Source organism: Citrobacter sp. TBCP-5362 (genome assembly GCF_005406305.1).
GTDB lineage: Bacteria > Pseudomonadota > Gammaproteobacteria > Enterobacterales > Enterobacteriaceae > Citrobacter_B > Citrobacter_B koseri.
In genome coordinates this window covers 4,457,201-4,473,558 of sequence record NZ_CP040234.1, presented here as the reverse complement: position 1 = coordinate 4,473,558, position 16,358 = coordinate 4,457,201, and the positions used below count along the sequence as shown (strand labels likewise).

At 54.7% G+C, this 16,358-nt stretch carries 17 protein-coding genes and 1 pseudogene; 13 read left to right on the top strand and 5 right to left on the bottom strand.

The window, feature by feature from the left end; all coding sequences use genetic code 11:
* Position 1: 1 nt before the first annotated feature.
* Positions 2-322: an iron donor protein CyaY gene (gene cyaY, locus FD428_RS21225; RefSeq protein ID WP_012131152.1), complete on the bottom strand. Its 321-nt coding sequence runs from the start codon at positions 320-322 to the stop codon at positions 2-4.
* A gap of 138 nt (positions 323-460) precedes the next feature.
* Here cyaY and FD428_RS21220 point away from each other — a divergent pair, with 138 nt between their 5' ends.
* The 8 genes from FD428_RS21220 to corA all read left to right on the top strand — a co-directional run bounded on the left by FD428_RS21220 (position 461) and on the right by corA (position 7,521).
* A complete protein-coding gene (locus FD428_RS21220; protein WP_012131153.1) occupies positions 461-664 on the top strand; it encodes a lipoprotein in 204 nt (67 codons plus the stop codon).
* Between the two features lie 36 nt (positions 665-700).
* A complete protein-coding gene (gene dapF, locus FD428_RS21215; RefSeq protein ID WP_024130100.1) occupies positions 701-1,525 on the top strand; it encodes a diaminopimelate epimerase in 825 nt (274 codons plus the stop codon).
* Positions 1,522-2,229 (top strand): DUF484 domain-containing protein, encoded by a 708-nt coding sequence (locus FD428_RS21210; protein ID WP_012131155.1) that lies wholly within the window; start codon positions 1,522-1,524, stop codon positions 2,227-2,229. Before dapF ends, FD428_RS21210 begins: the two co-directional genes overlap by 4 nt.
* Complete coding sequence (xerC, locus tag FD428_RS21205; protein WP_114848753.1) at positions 2,226-3,128, top strand: tyrosine recombinase XerC; 903 nt, start codon at positions 2,226-2,228, stop codon at positions 3,126-3,128. The genes FD428_RS21210 and xerC overlap by 4 nt, the downstream gene beginning before the upstream one ends.
* Positions 3,128-3,844: a 5-amino-6-(5-phospho-D-ribitylamino)uracil phosphatase YigB gene (gene yigB / locus FD428_RS21200; protein ID WP_110494857.1), complete on the top strand. Its 717-nt coding sequence runs from the start codon at positions 3,128-3,130 to the stop codon at positions 3,842-3,844. Before xerC ends, yigB begins: the two co-directional genes overlap by 1 nt.
* A gap of 86 nt (positions 3,845-3,930) precedes the next feature.
* Positions 3,931-6,093 (top strand): DNA helicase II, encoded by a 2,163-nt coding sequence (gene uvrD, locus FD428_RS21195; protein ID WP_110494856.1) that lies wholly within the window; start codon positions 3,931-3,933, stop codon positions 6,091-6,093.
* A gap of 266 nt (positions 6,094-6,359) precedes the next feature.
* Positions 6,360-6,416 carry a YsgD/CorL family protein gene (gene ysgD / locus FD428_RS21890; RefSeq protein ID WP_213164972.1) on the top strand — a complete coding sequence of 19 codons (57 nt, stop codon included), beginning with the start codon at positions 6,360-6,362 and terminating at the stop codon, positions 6,414-6,416.
* A 154-nt stretch (positions 6,417-6,570) separates the two neighbouring features.
* Positions 6,571-7,521: a magnesium/cobalt transporter CorA gene (gene corA, locus FD428_RS21190; RefSeq protein ID WP_012131160.1), complete on the top strand. Its 951-nt coding sequence runs from the start codon at positions 6,571-6,573 to the stop codon at positions 7,519-7,521.
* 78 nt (positions 7,522-7,599) lie between these two features.
* On the opposite strand, the gene rarD is transcribed toward corA, so the two are convergent.
* Both rarD and yigI read right to left on the bottom strand, forming a co-directional pair.
* Positions 7,600-8,493, bottom strand: coding sequence for an EamA family transporter RarD (rarD, locus tag FD428_RS21185; RefSeq protein ID WP_012131161.1), 894 nt, complete (start codon positions 8,491-8,493; stop codon positions 7,600-7,602).
* A 43-nt stretch (positions 8,494-8,536) separates the two neighbouring features.
* On the bottom strand, positions 8,537-9,004 hold the full coding sequence (yigI, locus tag FD428_RS21180; RefSeq protein ID WP_024130101.1) for an acyl-CoA thioesterase YigI: 468 nt from the start codon (positions 9,002-9,004) through the stop codon (positions 8,537-8,539).
* Positions 9,005-9,169: 165 nt separating this feature from the next.
* Between yigI and pldA the strand changes: the two genes are divergently transcribed.
* From pldA to rhtC, 3 genes are all read left to right on the top strand, one after another.
* Entirely contained in the window at positions 9,170-10,039 is an 870-nt protein-coding gene (gene pldA / locus FD428_RS21175; protein WP_047459983.1) for a phospholipase A, read from the top strand.
* Between the two features lie 90 nt (positions 10,040-10,129).
* Positions 10,130-11,959: an ATP-dependent DNA helicase RecQ gene (recQ, locus tag FD428_RS21170; protein ID WP_012131164.1), complete on the top strand. Its 1,830-nt coding sequence runs from the start codon at positions 10,130-10,132 to the stop codon at positions 11,957-11,959.
* A 63-nt stretch (positions 11,960-12,022) separates the two neighbouring features.
* Entirely contained in the window at positions 12,023-12,643 is a 621-nt protein-coding gene (rhtC, locus tag FD428_RS21165; protein WP_012131165.1) for a threonine export protein RhtC, read from the top strand.
* A gap of 40 nt (positions 12,644-12,683) precedes the next feature.
* Here rhtC and FD428_RS21160 read toward each other — a convergent pair whose 3' ends face one another.
* Together FD428_RS21160 and rhtB are read right to left on the bottom strand one after the other, a co-directional pair.
* Positions 12,684-13,556: an Rpn family recombination-promoting nuclease/putative transposase gene (locus FD428_RS21160; protein ID WP_047459979.1), complete on the bottom strand. Its 873-nt coding sequence runs from the start codon at positions 13,554-13,556 to the stop codon at positions 12,684-12,686.
* Between the two features lie 163 nt (positions 13,557-13,719).
* Positions 13,720-14,340: a homoserine/homoserine lactone efflux protein gene (gene rhtB, locus FD428_RS21155; RefSeq protein ID WP_114848752.1), complete on the bottom strand. Its 621-nt coding sequence runs from the start codon at positions 14,338-14,340 to the stop codon at positions 13,720-13,722.
* Positions 14,341-14,451: 111 nt separating this feature from the next.
* Here rhtB and pldB point away from each other — a divergent pair.
* A pseudogene (gene pldB / locus FD428_RS21150) lies at positions 14,452-15,441 on the top strand (lysophospholipase L2); the annotation flags it as partial.
* Between the two features lie 46 nt (positions 15,442-15,487).
* Positions 15,488-16,288, top strand: coding sequence for a sugar/pyridoxal phosphate phosphatase YigL (yigL, locus tag FD428_RS21145; RefSeq protein WP_114848751.1), 801 nt, complete (start codon positions 15,488-15,490; stop codon positions 16,286-16,288).
* The last annotated feature ends 70 nt before the right edge of the window (positions 16,289-16,358 follow it).

Here is a 16,358-nt window from a genome sequence, read left to right as displayed (position 1 = left end):
CTTAGCGGAAGCTCACCGCTTCTCCAGCCTGTTGTGTCGCGGCCTGCTCCAGCAGATCCCAGAAGGTTTCGCCGCTGCGATCGCAAATCCATTCGTCGCCTTTCAGGTCAAAATGGTAGCCGCCCTGTTTGGTCGCCAGCCATACCTGGTGCAGTGGCTCCTGACGGTTGATGATGATTTTGCTGCCGTTTTCAAAGGTAATGGTTAGCACGCCGCCGTTGATTTCGCAGTCGATATCGCTGTCGCCGTCCCAGTCGTCCAGACGTTCTTCAATGGTCATCCACAGGGTGTCTGTGAGGCGATGAAATTCACTGTCGTTCATTGTTGTTTCCCGTTTTTTACGTGATGGCGGCAGTATAACCTGGAAGAATTCATGATGCAGTTTTCAGCCAACTCTTGCTTTTACGTCTTCTCCTGCGATGATAGAAAACAGAAAGCATGAACTTACAGGCAATCCATAATGAAAAATGTGTTTCAGGCACTCGCTGTACTTCTCACTCTGTTCAGCCTGACCGGCTGCGGTCTGAAAGGCCCGCTCTATTTTCCACCTGCTGACAAAAACGCGCCGCCGCCGACGCATGAGGTTGATTCGCAAATCCAATCGACGACGCCCGATCAAAACGATCGCGCTACGGGAGACGGCCCTTCTCAGGTGAACTATTGACGGTACGTTTCTGTCCCCGCGTAAATGGAGTGAATGATGCAATTCTCTAAAATGCATGGCCTTGGCAACGATTTTATGGTCGTCGACGCGGTAACGCAGAATGTCTTTTTCTCGCCGGAGTTGATCCGCCGCCTGTCAGACAGGCATCTGGGCGTGGGGTTCGACCAGCTTCTGGTTGTCGAGCCTCCTTACGATCCTGAACTGGATTTTCATTACCGCATCTTCAACGCCGATGGCAGCGAAGTGTCGCAGTGCGGTAACGGCGCCCGCTGCTTTGCGCGATTTGTGCGTCTGAAAGGACTGACCAATAAGCGCGATATCCGCGTCAGCACGGCCAATGGCCGGATGGTGCTGAGTGTCACTGATGATGAACTGGTGCGGGTGAACATGGGTGAGCCAAACTTTGAACCCGCGCAGGTTCCTTTTCGCGCCAACAAAGCGGAAAAGACCTATATTATGCGAGCGGCCGAGCAGACAATATTGTGCGGCGTGGTTTCAATGGGGAACCCGCACTGCGTGATTCAGGTCGATAATATCGACACGGCGGCAGTCGAAACGCTGGGACCGGTTCTGGAAAGCCATGAACGTTTTCCAGAACGAGCGAATATTGGGTTTATGCAGGTTGTGAAGCGCGAGCATATCCGATTACGCGTTTATGAACGTGGGGCAGGAGAAACTCAGGCCTGCGGCAGCGGCGCATGCGCCGCCGTTGCGGTGGGCATTCAGCAGGGTTTGCTGGCAGAAGAAGTACGCGTGGAATTACCTGGCGGTCGCCTTGATATCGCCTGGAAAGGCCCGGGTCATCCGTTGTATATGACTGGCCCGGCGGCACATGTCTACGACGGATTTATTCATCTATGAAGCAACCAGGGGAAGAACTACAGGAAACACAGATGGAACTGGACGACCGGGCGGTCGTCGATTATCTACTGCGTAACCCTGAGTTTTTTATCCGTAATGCGCGCGCCGTTGAGGCGATGCGCGTTCCGCATCCCGTGCGGGGTACGGTGTCGCTTGTTGAGTGGCACATGGCCCGCGCACGGAATCATATCCATGTTCTTGAAGAGAATATGACGCTGCTAATGGAACAGGCGAATGCCAACGAAAGCCTGTTCTACCGTCTGCTGCATTTGCAGGGACGGCTGGTTTCCGCCAGTAGCCTGGATGAAATGCTGATGCGTTTTCATCGCTGGGCGCGGGAGCTGGGGCTGGCGGGCGCGACCATCCGGCTGTTTCCCGATCGCTGGCGACTCGGCGCGCCGTCGAATCATACCCATCTGGCGTTAAGCCGTCAGGCCTTTGAACCGCTGCGTATCCAGCGTCTGGGGCAGGCGCAACACTATCTTGGCCCATTGAATGGCCCGGAACTGCTGGTGGTGCTGCCTGAAGCCAAAGCGATTGGCTCGGTGGCGATGTCGATGCTGGGGCGCGATGGCGATCTGGGGGTCATACTCTTCAGTAGCCGTGATGTGCATCATTACCAGCAGGGGCAGGGGACACAGTTACTGCAAGAAATCGCCTTGATGTTGCCGGAACTGCTGGAGCGCTGGATTGAACGTGTATGACCGAATTATCGCTTTCTCAGGACGTTGCGCGCTTCTTGCGTTACCTGGGCGTAGAACGGCAACTTAGCCCCATCACGCTACTGAACTATCAGCGTCAGCTTGATGCCATTATCGTTTTAGCCGGAGAAACCGGTCTGCAAAGCTGGCAACAATGTGACGCTGCGATGGTGCGCGCTTTCGCGGTACGCAGCCGCCGTAAAGGGTTAGGGCCCGCCAGCCTGGCGTTGCGCCTCTCTGCTTTACGCAGTTTCTTTGACTGGCTGGTGAGCCAGGGTGAACTCAACGCTAATCCGGCGAAAGGCGTCTCTGCGCCGAAAGCGCCTCGTCACCTGCCGAAAAATATCGACGTGGATGATATCAACCGCCTGCTGGATATCGACCTTAACGATCCGCTTGCCGTGCGCGATCGGGCGATGCTGGAGGTGATGTATGGCTCGGGGTTGCGTTTGTCTGAACTGGTGGGGTTAGACATCAAACACCTCGATCTCGATACGGGCGAAGTGTGGGTGATGGGGAAGGGCAACAAAGAACGGCGTCTGCCCATTGGCCGCAATGCGGTGGCGTGGATTGAGCATTGGCTGGATCTGCGCGGCCTGTTCGGCAGCGATGACGATGCGCTGTTTCTCTCGAAGCTCGGGAAACGGATCTCCGCGCGCAATGTACAAAAACGGTTTGCGGAGTGGGGCATTAAGCAAGGGCTGAACAGCCATGTCCATCCGCATAAACTGCGTCACTCGTTCGCGACCCATATGCTGGAGTCGAGCGGCGACCTGCGCGGCGTGCAGGAGCTGTTAGGCCATGCCAATTTGTCTACCACGCAAATCTATACTCATCTTGATTTTCAACACCTGGCCTCGGTGTACGATGCGGCGCATCCACGCGCCAAACGGGGGAAATAATGCGTTTTTACCGGCCTTTGGGACACATCTCAGCACTCACGTTCGATCTGGATGACACCCTTTATGATAACCGTCCGGTTATCCTGCGCACCGAGCAGGAAGCGCTCACCTTTGTGCAAAACTACCATCCTGCGCTGCGTACATTGCAGAATGCCGACCTGTATCGCCTGCGTCAGGCGGTACGCGAAGCAGAGCCGGAAATTTATCATGATGTGACGCGATGGCGTCATCGCGCCGTGGAGCGCGCCATGCTGGAAGCAGGCCTGTCAGCGGAAGAGGCAATGGCGGGGGCGAACGCCGCGATGATCAATTTCGCAAAGTGGCGCAGCTGTATCGATGTTCCGCAAGTGACGCATGACACGCTGAAGCGGCTTGCAAAAAAATGGCCGCTGGTGGCCATTACTAACGGCAATGCGCAGCCGGAACTGTTTGGGCTGGGCGATTACTTCGAATTTGTGCTGCGCGCAGGCCCGGACGGGCGCTCTAAACCGTTCAGCGACATGTACTCTCTGGCGGCGGAGAAGCTCAACATGCCGATCGGCGAGATCCTCCACGTCGGCGACGATCTGACGACCGATGTCGCCGGGGCGATCCGCTGTGGAATGCAGGCCTGCTGGATCAAACCGGAAAATGCCGACCTGATGCAGACCACTGACAGCCGTTTACTGCCGCATATCGAAATTTCACGGTTGGCATCTTTGACCTCGCTGATATAATCACCAGCAGTATTGTATATATACCCAGCTTTTTGGCGGATGGCGCTGCGCTTATCCGCCCAACACACTTTTACGCGGCGGTGCCAATGGACGTTTCTTACCTGCTCGAAAGCCTTAATGATAAACAGCGCGAAGCGGTGGCTGCGCCACGTAGCAACATGCTGGTGCTGGCGGGAGCGGGGAGCGGCAAAACCCGCGTGCTGGTGCACCGTATCGCCTGGCTGCTGAGCGTAGAGAATAATTCACCCTATTCCATTATGGCCGTTACCTTCACCAATAAGGCGGCGGCGGAAATGCGCCACCGTATCGGTCAGTTAATGGGAACCACGCAGGGCGGGATGTGGGTCGGCACCTTCCACGGTCTGGCGCACCGTCTGCTGCGCGCGCACCATATGGACGCCAACCTGCCGCAGGATTTCCAGATCCTCGACAGCGAAGATCAGCTGCGCCTGCTCAAGCGCCTTATTAAAGCGATGAACCTTGACGAGAAGCAGTGGCCGCCGCGTCAGGCAATGTGGTACATCAACAGCCAGAAAGACGAAGGGCTGCGTCCGCACCATATTCAGAGCTACGGCAACCCGGTGGAGCAGACCTGGCAGAAGGTTTACCAGGCCTATCAGGAAGCGTGCGATCGCGCAGGGCTGGTGGACTTTGCCGAACTGCTGCTGCGCGCGCATGAACTGTGGCTCAACAAGCCGCATATCCTTCAGCACTACCGCGAACGTTTTACCAATATCCTGGTGGACGAATTCCAGGATACCAACAACATCCAGTACGCGTGGATCCGTCTGCTGGCAGGCGATACCGGCAAAGTGATGATCGTCGGCGATGATGACCAGTCTATTTACGGCTGGCGTGGAGCGCAGGTAGAGAACATCCAGCGTTTCCTCAAGGATTTCCCGGGCGCGGAAACCATTCGTCTGGAGCAGAATTACCGCTCGACCAGCAACATCCTCAGCGCGGCGAACACCCTGATTGAAAACAACAATGGCCGTCTGGGGAAAAAGCTGTGGACCGATGGTATTGATGGCGAGCCGATTTCACTGTATTGCGCGTTTAATGAGCTGGATGAGGCGCGTTTTGTTGTTAACCGCATCAAAACCTGGCAGGACAACGGCGGGGCGCTGGAACAGTGCGCCATTCTCTATCGCAGCAACGCCCAGTCGCGCGTACTGGAAGAGGCGCTGTTGCAGGCCAGTATGCCGTACCGTATTTATGGCGGTATGCGCTTCTTCGAACGTCAGGAAATTAAAGATGCGCTCTCCTATCTGCGCCTGATCGCCAATCGTAATGATGATGCGGCGTTTGAGCGCGTGGTGAACACCCCGACGCGCGGTATTGGCGATCGCACGCTGGACGTTGTGCGCCAGACCTCGCGCGACCGTCAGTTAACCTTGTGGCAGGCGTGCCGCGAGCTGTTGCAGGAGAAAGCGCTGGCTGGCCGCGCCGCAAGCGCCCTGCAACGCTTTATCGAGCTAATTGACGCGCTGGCGCAGGAGACGGCAGATATGCCGCTGCATGTTCAGACCGATCGGGTGATTAAAGACTCGGGTCTGCGCATGATGTACGAGCAGGAAAAAGGCGAGAAAGGCCAGACGCGTATTGAGAACTTAGAAGAACTGGTGACGGCGACGCGCCAGTTCAGCTACAACGAAGAAGATGAAGACCTGATGCCGTTGCAGGCGTTTCTCTCTCACGCCGCGCTGGAAGCGGGCGAAGGGCAGGCGGATACGTGGCAGGATGCGGTTCAACTGATGACCTTGCACTCGGCGAAAGGGCTGGAGTTTCCGCAGGTGTTCATCGTCGGCATGGAAGAGGGGATGTTCCCCAGCCAGATGTCGCTGGATGAAGGCGGGCGTCTTGAAGAAGAGCGTCGCCTGGCCTACGTCGGCGTAACCCGCGCGATGCAGAAGCTGACGTTGACCTATGCGGAAACCCGCCGTCTGTATGGCAAAGAGGTCTACCACCGCCCGTCGCGCTTTATCGGCGAATTGCCGGAAGACTGTGTGGAAGAAGTGCGGCTGCGTGCCACGGTCAGTCGTCCGGTGAGTCACCAGCGGATGGGAACCCCGATGGCGGAAAACGACACCGGGTACAAGCTGGGACAGCGCGTGCGTCACCCGAAATTCGGTGAGGGCACGATCGTCAATCTGGAAGGCAGCGGCGAGCACAGCCGGTTACAGGTCGCGTTCCAGGGGCAGGGGATCAAATGGCTGGTAGCGGCCTATGCCAGACTGGAAACGGTTTAATCGGTTTGGCTTTGCCGGATGGCGACGCTGGCGCGTCTTATCCGGCCTACAGACCGGGTAACATTTTGATTTGTAGGCCGGATAAGGCGAAGCCGCCATCCGGCTATCTGTCGGTTAATATTCTGAATATCATAGATAAATAACTCCCCTCTGCTAACATTTTTGCATAAGGGGAAATTATTACTTTTTCGTGTTTCGTTGCGTGTTGACGTCAAATTTTTGCTGGCGTAACATGCGCGCACGATTACGCTAAGAGGACATTCGCCTTGGACACACCCAGTAGATGCTGGCTCATTATCCTGTCATTCAGGATCAACTCCTAAGGCTATCCCTTTTTGCTGATAGCCTTAGCGGTTGTCAGCGACCTTCTCTTTTTCCCGTCGCGCTGAGTCAGGCTGTTTAATGGTCTGAAACCCAATTTGTTTCTGTGTGCCCACCCGAACTGTCCGATATTTTTAAGCATTGGGAGTCCCGGTCATGCTGAGCGCATTTCAACTGGAAAATAATCGACTGACCCGGCTGGAAGTCGAAGAGTCACAAACCCTGATTGATGCCGTATGGGTCGATTTGGTCGAACCGGACGACGACGAGCGACTGCGCGTACAATCTGAGCTGGGCCAAAGCCTGGCGACACGTCCTGAACTGGAAGACATCGAAGCATCCGCGCGTTTCTTTGAAGACGAAGACGGGCTGCACATCCACTCCTTTTTCTTTTTCGAAGATGCGGAAGACCACGCCGGTAACTCCACGGTGGCATTCACCATTCGCGATGGCCGCCTGTTTACGCTGCGTGAACGCGAACTGCCCGCTTTCCGCTTGTACCGTATGCGCGCCCGTAACCAGGCGATGGTGGACGGCAATGCCTATGAATTACTGCTCGACCTGTTTGAAACCAAAATCGAACAGCTGGCGGATGAAATTGAAAACATCTATAGCGATCTGGAAGAGCTGAGCCGCGTGATCATGGAAGGGCATCAGGGCGATGAATATGACGAAGCGCTCTCCACGCTGGCAGAGCTGGAAGATATCGGCTGGAAAGTTCGCTTATGTCTGATGGATACCCAGCGCGCGCTTAACTTCCTGGTACGCAAGGCGCGTCTTCCGGGGGGGCAACTGGAGCAGGCGCGTGAGATCCTGCGCGATATCGAGTCCCTGCTGCCGCACAACGAATCCCTGTTCCAGAAGGTGAACTTCCTGATGCAGGCGGCGATGGGCTTCATCAACATCGAGCAGAACCGCATTATCAAGATCTTCTCGGTGGTATCCGTGGTATTCCTGCCGCCGACGCTGGTGGCGTCCAGCTATGGGATGAACTTTGAGTTTATGCCGGAGCTGAAGTGGAGCTTTGGTTACCCTGGCGCGATTATCTTTATGATCCTTGCGGGTCTGGCGCCGTATTTGTACTTCAAGCGTAAGAACTGGCTGTAATATTGCGCCCGGTGGCGCGTCGCTTACCGGGCCTACCGATCCCGTAGGCCGGATAAGCGACGCGCCACCGGCACGCTTTTATCCTCGAACTTTGCGTCTTTGTGTATAAATCGCATCCATCACAAAAATCGCCAGCGCCACCCAAATAAAGGCGAACGTCACCATCTTATCGGCGCCCGGTATTTCTCCATAGAACGTCACGGCCAGCAGGAACATCAGGGTTGGGCCAATGTACTGGAAAAAACCCAGCGTGGAGAGGCGCAGGCGCGTCGCCGCCCCAGTAAAGCACAGCAGCGGTACCGTGGTGACGATACCTGCCGCAATCAGCAACAGATTCAGCGACAGCGGATTCTGCCCCATATGGCTGGTTGGGCTATCCGCGATGCCAAACAGATAAATCGCGGCGACCGGCAATAGCCACAGCGTTTCGATCAGCATCCCCGTTTGTGCTTCAACCGCAATCTTCTTACGTACCAGGCCGTAAAACGCAAAGCTAAACGCCAGCCCCAGAGCGATGATCGGCAGAGAGCCGAAGGTCCAGAGCTGCACCAGTACGCCGCAGGCCGCCAGAATCACCGCCAGCCACTGCATACGACGGAAGCGCTCGCCGAGGAACAGCATTCCCAGCAGAATGTTAACCAGCGGGTTAATAAAATACCCGAGGCTGGCTTCCAGCATATGGTGGTTATTGACCGCCCAGATAAAGAGCAGCCAGTTTCCACCGATCAGCACGGCTGACAGCGCCAGCATGAAAATTTTCTTCGGCGTTTGCAGCAGCGTTTTAACGCCGGACCACTGGCGGCTGATGCTCATCAGCGCGATCATAAAGAAAAATGACCAGATCACGCGGTGCGTCAGGATCTCGTCTGCGGGCACGTAGTAAATCAGTTTGAAGTACGCGGGTGCGATGCCCCAAATAAAATAGGCGGCAAGAGCGAGTAACACGCCCTGCCGCGTTTGCTTAGCATCCATCGGGAAAACTCATATCAGAAATGTAACAACAGTTTACCTGTTTTTATCCCACCATATAAGTTGCGGTCGCACTGGCAATGTAAAGCTGTTCTTCGTTGTGCAGTTCCACACGCGCCACAGCAACTTTATTGCCCGCGCGCAACAGGCTGCTGGTGGCGGTAAAGCGGTTGCCTCTGCCCGGGCGCAGGTAGTCAACGCGCAGATCGATAGTTCCCATACGCGACATGCGCTGGCGTAGCTCGTCTTCGCTGATGGTCTCATGGCGGGTCAGCGTGCTGCCCACGCACACCAGTCCGGCGGCGACGTCCAGCGCGGAGGCGATCACTCCGCCGTGTAAAATACTTTGCGCCCAGTTGCCTACCATCATCGGCTGATTGTTAAAGGCCAGTTGGGCAAACTCCTTTTCATAGCGTTCCAGCTCCAGTCCTAATGCCCGGTTAAAAGGCATATGGTAAACAAACATCTCGCCCACCAGTTTCAGGGCCTGCTCAGCGGTAAGTACGGAAGACATACGATCCAGACACTCCATTGGTTAATGAAATGTTGATATTATGCTTCTTATTTGTTGTTTTCTACTTTAAGAGAGGATAACTAAACAGGGATTAAGTAAGTATGTAGAATGGCTGGCAGATAATTATACCATTCAACACTTATTGCGTTCAGGAGAACACGACCGATGCGGGCGATTTTGGGTTGGTTATTACCAGCAGCAATGATGCCATTGGCTGTATATGCGCAGGAAGCGACAGTGAAAGAAATTCATGACGCGCCTGCGGTACAGGGCAGTATTATCGCAAACATGTTGCAGGTGCATGATAATCCCTTCACGCTTTATCCTTATGATACGAACTACCTGATCTACACCAATACCAGCGATCTGAACAAAGAAGCGATCAGCTCTTATAACTGGTCTGAAAACGCGCGCAAAGACGAAGTGAAGTTTCAGCTGAGCCTGGCCTTCCCGTTCTGGCGTGGGATTGTTGGGCCAAACTCGGTGCTGGGGGCGTCGTACACGCAGAAATCCTGGTGGCAGTTGTCCAACAGCGAAGAGTCCTCGCCGTTTCGTGAGACTAACTACGAACCGCAGTTGTTCCTCGGCTTTGCCACGGATTACCACTTTGCAGGCTGGACGCTGCGCGATGTGGAGATGGGGTATAACCATAACTCCAACGGGCGTTCCGATCCGACTTCGCGGAGCTGGAACCGCCTGTATACGCGTCTGATGGCGCAAAACGGTAACTGGCTGATGGAAGTGAAACCGTGGTACGTCGTTGGCGGCACCGGCGATAACCCCGATATCACTAAATATATGGGCTACTATCAGCTTAAAATCGGCTATCACCTGGGAGATGCGGTGCTGAGTGCGAAGGGCCAGTACAACTGGAATACCGGTTACGGCGGGGCGGAAGTGGGGTTAAGTTACCCGATGACGAAACATGTGCGTCTCTATACCCAGGTATACAGTGGCTATGGCGAATCGTTAATCGACTATAACTTTAATCAGACGCGTGTCGGCGTGGGTGTTATGCTGAATGACATATTCTGATCTGCGCAATGATTGTGTTTAAAACATTGCAGTTTCTTTCGCAGGCGCTGAAAATAGCGCCTGTTTTTATTTCAGGCAAACGGGGTTAATGTGGCGCAGGCGGAAGTGTTGAATCTGGAATTGGGGGCTAAACAGGTTTTACAGGAAACCTTTGGCTACCAACAGTTTCGCCCAGGCCAGGAAGAGATCATTGAGACGGTCGTCTCGGGTCGTGATTGCCTGGTCGTCATGCCGACCGGCGGCGGCAAATCCCTGTGTTACCAGATTCCAGCCTTACTGCTTAACGGACTCACCGTTGTCGTTTCGCCGCTTATCTCCCTGATGAAAGATCAGGTTGACCAGCTGCTGGCAAACGGCGTGGCGGCGGCGTGCCTGAACTCGACGCAGAGCCGTGAACAGCAGCATGAGGTGATGGCCGGTTGCCGAACCGGGCAGGTTCGCCTGCTGTATATTGCACCGGAGCGCCTGATGCTGGATAACTTCCTTGAGCATCTGGCGCACTGGAACCCGGTCTTACTGGCCGTCGATGAAGCGCACTGTATCTCGCAGTGGGGGCATGACTTCCGCCCGGAATACGCCGCGCTCGGTCAGCTCCGCCAGCGTTTTCCTTCCCTGCCGTTTATGGCGTTGACCGCCACCGCAGATGACACCACCCGACTGGATATTGTTCGCCTGCTGGGGCTGAACGATCCGTTAATCCAGATCAGCAGCTTTGACCGTCCGAACATTCGCTACATGCTGATGGAGAAATTTAAGCCGCTCGATCAGCTGATGCGCTATGTGCAGGAACAGCGCGGCAAGTCCGGTATCATCTACTGTAACAGCCGGGCGAAGGTGGAGGACACCGCCGCACGTCTGCAAAGTCGCGGCATCAGCGCGGCGGCGTATCATGCCGGTCTGGAAAATAACGTGCGCGCCGATGTGCAGGAGAAGTTCCAGCGCGACGATCTGCAAATCGTCGTGGCGACCGTCGCATTTGGTATGGGCATTAACAAACCTAACGTGCGTTTTGTGGTGCATTTTGATATTCCCCGCAATATTGAATCCTACTATCAGGAAACCGGCCGCGCCGGGCGTGACGGCCTGCCCGCAGAGGCGATGCTGTTCTACGATCCGGCTGATATGGCGTGGCTGCGCCGCTGTCTGGAGGAGAAACCCGCCGGGCAGCTACAGGATATTGAACGGCATAAGCTGAACGCGATGGGGGCGTTTGCCGAAGCGCAGACCTGTCGTCGTCTGGTGCTGCTGAACTACTTTGGCGAAGGTCGGCAGGAACCCTGCGGCAACTGCGATATTTGCCTCGACCCGCCAAAACAGTACGACGGCCTGATGGATGCGCGTAAAGCCCTGTCGACGATTTATCGCGTTAATCAGCGTTTTGGTATGGGCTATGTGGTGGAAGTATTGCGCGGCGCGAACAATCAGCGTATCCGCGATTTAGCTCATGACAAATTGCCGGTGTACGGCATTGGTCGCGATCAGAGCCATGAGCACTGGGTCAGCGTGATTCGTCAGCTTATTCATCTGGGTATGGTTACGCAGAATATTGCCCAACATTCGGCGTTGCAGTTAACCGAAGCGGCGCGTCCGGTGCTGCGTGGCGAAGTGCCGTTGCAGCTTGCCGTGCCGCGTATCGTCGCGTTGAAGCCGCGAGTGATGCAGAAATCCTTCGGCGGCAATTACGATCGCAAACTGTTCGCCAAACTGCGCAAATTGCGTAAGGCCATTGCCGATGAAGAGAATATCCCGCCGTATGTCGTCTTTAACGATGCGACGCTGATTGAAATGGCCGAACAGATGCCGGTTTCGCCGAGCGAAATGCTGAGCGTTAACGGCGTCGGCATGCGCAAGCTGGAGCGTTTCGGTAAAGAGTTTATGGCGCTGATCCGCGCGCATGTCGATGGTGACGACGAAGAGTAGTCAGCCAGGTAAAAAAGTGCCAGGATGGTGACTCGGTAAACTATTCCCCCGCGAGTCATTTTTATGTTGATGCTATTTCTCACCGTAGCGATGGTGCATATCGTTGCGTTAATGAGTCCTGGACCGGACTTTTTCTTTGTCTCTCAAACCGCCGTGAGCCGCTCGCGCAAGGAAGCAATGATGGGCGTGCTGGGTATTACCTGCGGTGTCATGGTTTGGGCGGGCGTTGCGTTGCTCGGCCTGCATCTGATTATCGAGAAAATGGCCTGGCTGCATACCATCATTATGGTGGGTGGTGGTTTGTACCTGTGCTGGATGGGCTATCAGATGCTGCGTGGCGCGCTAAAAAAACAGGACGTCGCCGCGCCTGCGCCGCAGATTGAACTGGCGCAAAGCGGTCGTAGCTTTGTGAAAGGTTTGCTGACGAACCTGGCGAACCCGAAAGCGATCATCTATTTCGGATCGGTCTTTTCACTGTTCGTTGGCGATAACGTCGGCGTAGCCGCGCGCTGGGGTATTTTCGCGTTGATTATCGTGGAAACGCTGGCCTGGTTTACCGTGGTTGCCAGCCTGTTCGCGCTACCGAAAATGCGTCGCGGTTATCAGCGTCTGGCGAAGTGGATCGACGGTTTTGCCGGTGCGTTGTTTGCCGGTTTCGGCATTCACCTGATTATTTCGCGTTAAGCCTGTTACCCGCCGGAGGCCTCCGCGCGGGTAATGCTCTTTAATTCTGGAGTTGCCGCAATTCATCCTGTGAAAGACCGGTCATTTCCATAATTGCTTCGATTTCAAAACCTCGCTTTAGCATTGCTTTTGCGACATCTAACAGGGCAATGTGTTTGCCCTCTTCCCGAAGTTGCTCCGCTATTGTCATCAGTTTTTCTCCATGCTGCGGCACGCGCTGTGCCAGCTCATACAGTAATGTTCGAACATCTTGCGTATTCCCTGCCTGCACCATGTAGTTTACCAGCACGGTTATTTGTTGTCCGCTCATCTCCTTTAGCATAAACAGATGAGTCAGTTTATCCAGCAACAACACCATATCACGCTGGCGGATGTGTTTTTGCACCAGCGTCAGCGCGGCCATACTACGATGCTGCATAATCTCATCATCAGGTATGACCGTAATATCTACCAGTGGAAACGCATTGCTGTACAGCTTCCGGGCAGCATCCGCATCGTCAAAGTGATCCAGCCAGTTCATGGCGCCTTTATAGGGACTTTGTTGTCCATGATAAAAGAGCACTGGGATAACCAGCGGTAGAGTTTTGTAGCCAGCTTGCAGGTGTTGGTGCATTGCCGCCACGGCATAGCGCATCAAGCGAAACGACATAAGTTTGTCAGGTGAGCTTTGATGTTCAATCAGGACATGTACATAGCCACGACCGCTGGTGGTTTCCAGAGAATACAGAATGTCGCTGAAATAAGGGCGAAGATCATCTTCTACAAAGTTACCGGGTTCCAGGCGAAGCGTATCCAGTTTGCAAATCTCAAGTAATGAGGGCGGCAGGTGGATTTTAATAAAATCCCGCGCGGTCTCCACGCAGGAGAGGAAAGTTTTAAAAACCGCATCATGTGGAGTTGTCGCTTCCGCCATCGTTATCATCCATGAATAAGAGAGTCCGGCGGTATTCTGGCACTGGCGTCAGCAACGCAATAGCATGATAAAAAATAATTTTCTTTGTTTGCGACCCTTCCCGAAAGGCCAGGTTCAGGCGCTCATATGATTAACATTATGTTGCGAGCGCTATTCCAGTTTCTCAGGCATGCCTTGCGGACGCCAGCAGCGCACCCACCAGCATAAACAGCGAACCAAATACCTTATTCAACGCCTTCATTTGCTTCGGCCCTTTAATCCAGCCTGCGATACGTGTCGCCAGCGTCGCGTAACCGATCATCACAATGATATCAACGACAATGGTTGTGATGCCGAGCACAACGTACTGCATCAGCTGCGGCTCCTGCGGCTTGATAAACTGCGGAAATAGCGCGGCGAGAAAAACAATGCTCTTTGGGTTGGTCAGGTTTACAAATACCGCGCGCCTGAACAGACGGCTTCGGGACTGCGCGTGCGCCAGCGTGTTGAGATCGATAGCGCCTGCGGCACGCCATTGCTGGATACCCAGCCAGATCAGATAAGCGGCGCCCGCCCATTTCAGGACTTCGAATGCGACGACGGAACGTGAAAACAGCGTCCCCAGGCCCACGCCAACCAGTACGATGTGAATGCCAAGCCCGGTCTGCAAACCCGCAATAGACGCCGTTGCGCCGCGATAGCCGTGGCTGATTGCCGTGGTCATGGTATTGATGGCGCCGGAGCCGGGAGAAAGGCTCAAAATAATGGATGTCAGCAGATAAGTGAACCACCATTCGAAGGTCATGAGGAACTCCCTGATTGTCTGTTTTTATGCCACAATACCCTACTGTCGCTGTATTGTGTCAGGCATCATAAAGAAAACGATTTTTACCTGGTAAACGAGGCTGGATACCCGATGTTTCAGCAGCAAAAGGACTGGGAAACGAGAGAAAACGCGTTCGCTGCTTTTTCTATGGGGCCACTGACAGATTTCTGGCGTCAGCGGGAAGAAGCAGAATTCACGGGCGTGGACGACGTTCCCGTACACTTTGTCCGCTTTCACGCAAAGAAAAACGATCGTGTCATCGTCATCTGTCCAGGTCGCATTGAAAGCTACGTAAAGTATGCCGAACTGGCGTATGACCTGTTCCATCTTGGTTTTGATGTCCTCATCATCGACCACCGCGGGCAAGGGCGCTCCGGGCGTTTGCTGTCGGATACGCACCGTGGTCATGTGGTCAATTTTAACGATTATGTCGATGACTTAACCGCATTCTGGCAGCAGGAAGTGCAATCGGGGCCGTGGCGGAAACGCTATATTCTGGCGCACTCTATGGGGGGCGCTATTGCCACGCTGTTCCTGCAACGCAACGCCGTCCAGTGTGATGCCATCGCGCTTTGCGCGCCGATGTTTGGTATCGTGATGCGCTTACCGGAATGGATGGTGCGCCACATTCTTGACTGGGCCGAGGGGCATCAGCGAATCCGTGAAGGGTATGCCATTGGCACCGGGCGCTGGCGAGCGCTGCCTTTTAGTATGAATGTGCTAACGCACAGTCGGCAGCGCTATCGGCGCAATTTACGTTTCTATGCCGATGAACCCCGGCTGCGCGTCGGGGGGCCGACTTACCACTGGGTGCGTGAAGGTATTCTGGCCGGTGAGCAGGCTCTGGCGGGGGCGGGTGATGACGCAACCCCTGTGCTACTCGTTCAGGCTGAAGAAGAGCGTGTGGTGGATAACCGCGCGCATGACCGTTTTTGTGAAATCCGCGCCGCAGCGGGCCATCCCGTAGAGGGAGAGCGACCGCTTGTCATAAAAGGCGCGTACCATGAGATCCTTTTTGAAAAGGACGCAATGCGCTCAGTCGCGCTTAACGCCATTGTCGAATTTTTCGACAGGCATAACTAATTCATCCAGCGGAAACCGCTTTGCCTTGAGGTTTAATTTTCTTATGTATCAGGTTGTTGCGTCTGATTTAGATGGTACGCTGCTCTCTCCCGATCACACGTTGTCCCCTTACGCGAAAGAGACGCTGAAATTATTGACCGCCTGTGGCGTGAATTTTGTGTTCGCGACTGGCCGCCACCACGTCGATGTGGGGCAAATCCGCGATAATCTTGAGATTAAGTCTTACATGATTACCTCCAACGGCGCGCGCGTGCATGACACCGACGGGAAGCTGGTGTTCACTCACAACCTTGACCGCGACATCGCCAGCGATCTGTTTGGCGTAGTGAATGCAAGCTCGGATATCGTGACTAACGTCTATCGCGATGACGAGTGGTTTATGAACCGCCACCGCCCGGATGAAATGCGTTTCTTCAAAGAAGCGGTATTTCACTATTCGCTGTTCGAACCTGCGATGCTGGAGCCCGAAGGGGTCAGCAAAGTGTTCTTCACCAGCGATGCGCATGAAAAACTACTGCCGCTGGAGCAGGCGATTAACGCACGCTGGGGCGATCGCGTGAACGTCAGTTTCTCTACGCTGACCTGTCTGGAAGTGATGGCGGGAGGCGTGTCGAAAGGGCATGCGCTGGAAGCCGTCTCGAAAGCGATGGGCTACAAATTGCAGGATTGCATTGCGTTTGGCGATGGCATGAACGACGCGGAAATGCTCTCGATGGCGGGGAAAGGCTGCATTATGGGCAATGCCCATCAGCGCCTGAAAGATCTGCATCCGGGCCTGGAAATCATTGGCATCAATGCCGACGATGCCGTACCGCATTATCTGCGTAAGCTCTTTTTGCGGTAATGCGATTGCTCTTTAGTTGACCAGTTGTCAACTAAACTCTCCGCTACAATGGGTGCCCTTTATTCAAAGA

Excerpts from the sequence above, each read along its gene's own strand:
- cyaY (WP_012131152.1), bottom strand. The coding sequence starts at position 322 with ATGAACGACAGTGAATTTCATCGCCTCACAGACACCCTGTGGATGACC.
- FD428_RS21220 (WP_012131153.1), top strand. The coding sequence starts at position 461 with ATGAAAAATGTGTTTCAGGCACTCGCTGTACTTCTCACTCTGTTCAGC.
- dapF (WP_024130100.1), top strand. The coding sequence starts at position 701 with ATGCAATTCTCTAAAATGCATGGCCTTGGCAACGATTTTATGGTCGTC.
- FD428_RS21210 (WP_012131155.1), top strand. The coding sequence starts at position 1,522 with ATGAAGCAACCAGGGGAAGAACTACAGGAAACACAGATGGAACTGGAC.
- xerC (WP_114848753.1), top strand. The coding sequence starts at position 2,226 with ATGACCGAATTATCGCTTTCTCAGGACGTTGCGCGCTTCTTGCGTTAC.
- yigB (WP_110494857.1), top strand. The coding sequence starts at position 3,128 with ATGCGTTTTTACCGGCCTTTGGGACACATCTCAGCACTCACGTTCGAT.
- uvrD (WP_110494856.1), top strand. The coding sequence starts at position 3,931 with ATGGACGTTTCTTACCTGCTCGAAAGCCTTAATGATAAACAGCGCGAA.
- corA (WP_012131160.1), top strand. The coding sequence starts at position 6,571 with ATGCTGAGCGCATTTCAACTGGAAAATAATCGACTGACCCGGCTGGAA.
- rarD (WP_012131161.1), bottom strand. The coding sequence starts at position 8,493 with ATGGATGCTAAGCAAACGCGGCAGGGCGTGTTACTCGCTCTTGCCGCC.
- yigI (WP_024130101.1), bottom strand. The coding sequence starts at position 9,004 with ATGTCTTCCGTACTTACCGCTGAGCAGGCCCTGAAACTGGTGGGCGAG.
- pldA (WP_047459983.1), top strand. The coding sequence starts at position 9,170 with ATGCGGGCGATTTTGGGTTGGTTATTACCAGCAGCAATGATGCCATTG.
- rhtC (WP_012131165.1), top strand. The coding sequence starts at position 12,023 with ATGTTGATGCTATTTCTCACCGTAGCGATGGTGCATATCGTTGCGTTA.
- FD428_RS21160 (WP_047459979.1), bottom strand. The coding sequence starts at position 13,556 with ATGGCGGAAGCGACAACTCCACATGATGCGGTTTTTAAAACTTTCCTC.
- rhtB (WP_114848752.1), bottom strand. The coding sequence starts at position 14,340 with ATGACCTTCGAATGGTGGTTCACTTATCTGCTGACATCCATTATTTTG.
- yigL (WP_114848751.1), top strand. The coding sequence starts at position 15,488 with ATGTATCAGGTTGTTGCGTCTGATTTAGATGGTACGCTGCTCTCTCCC.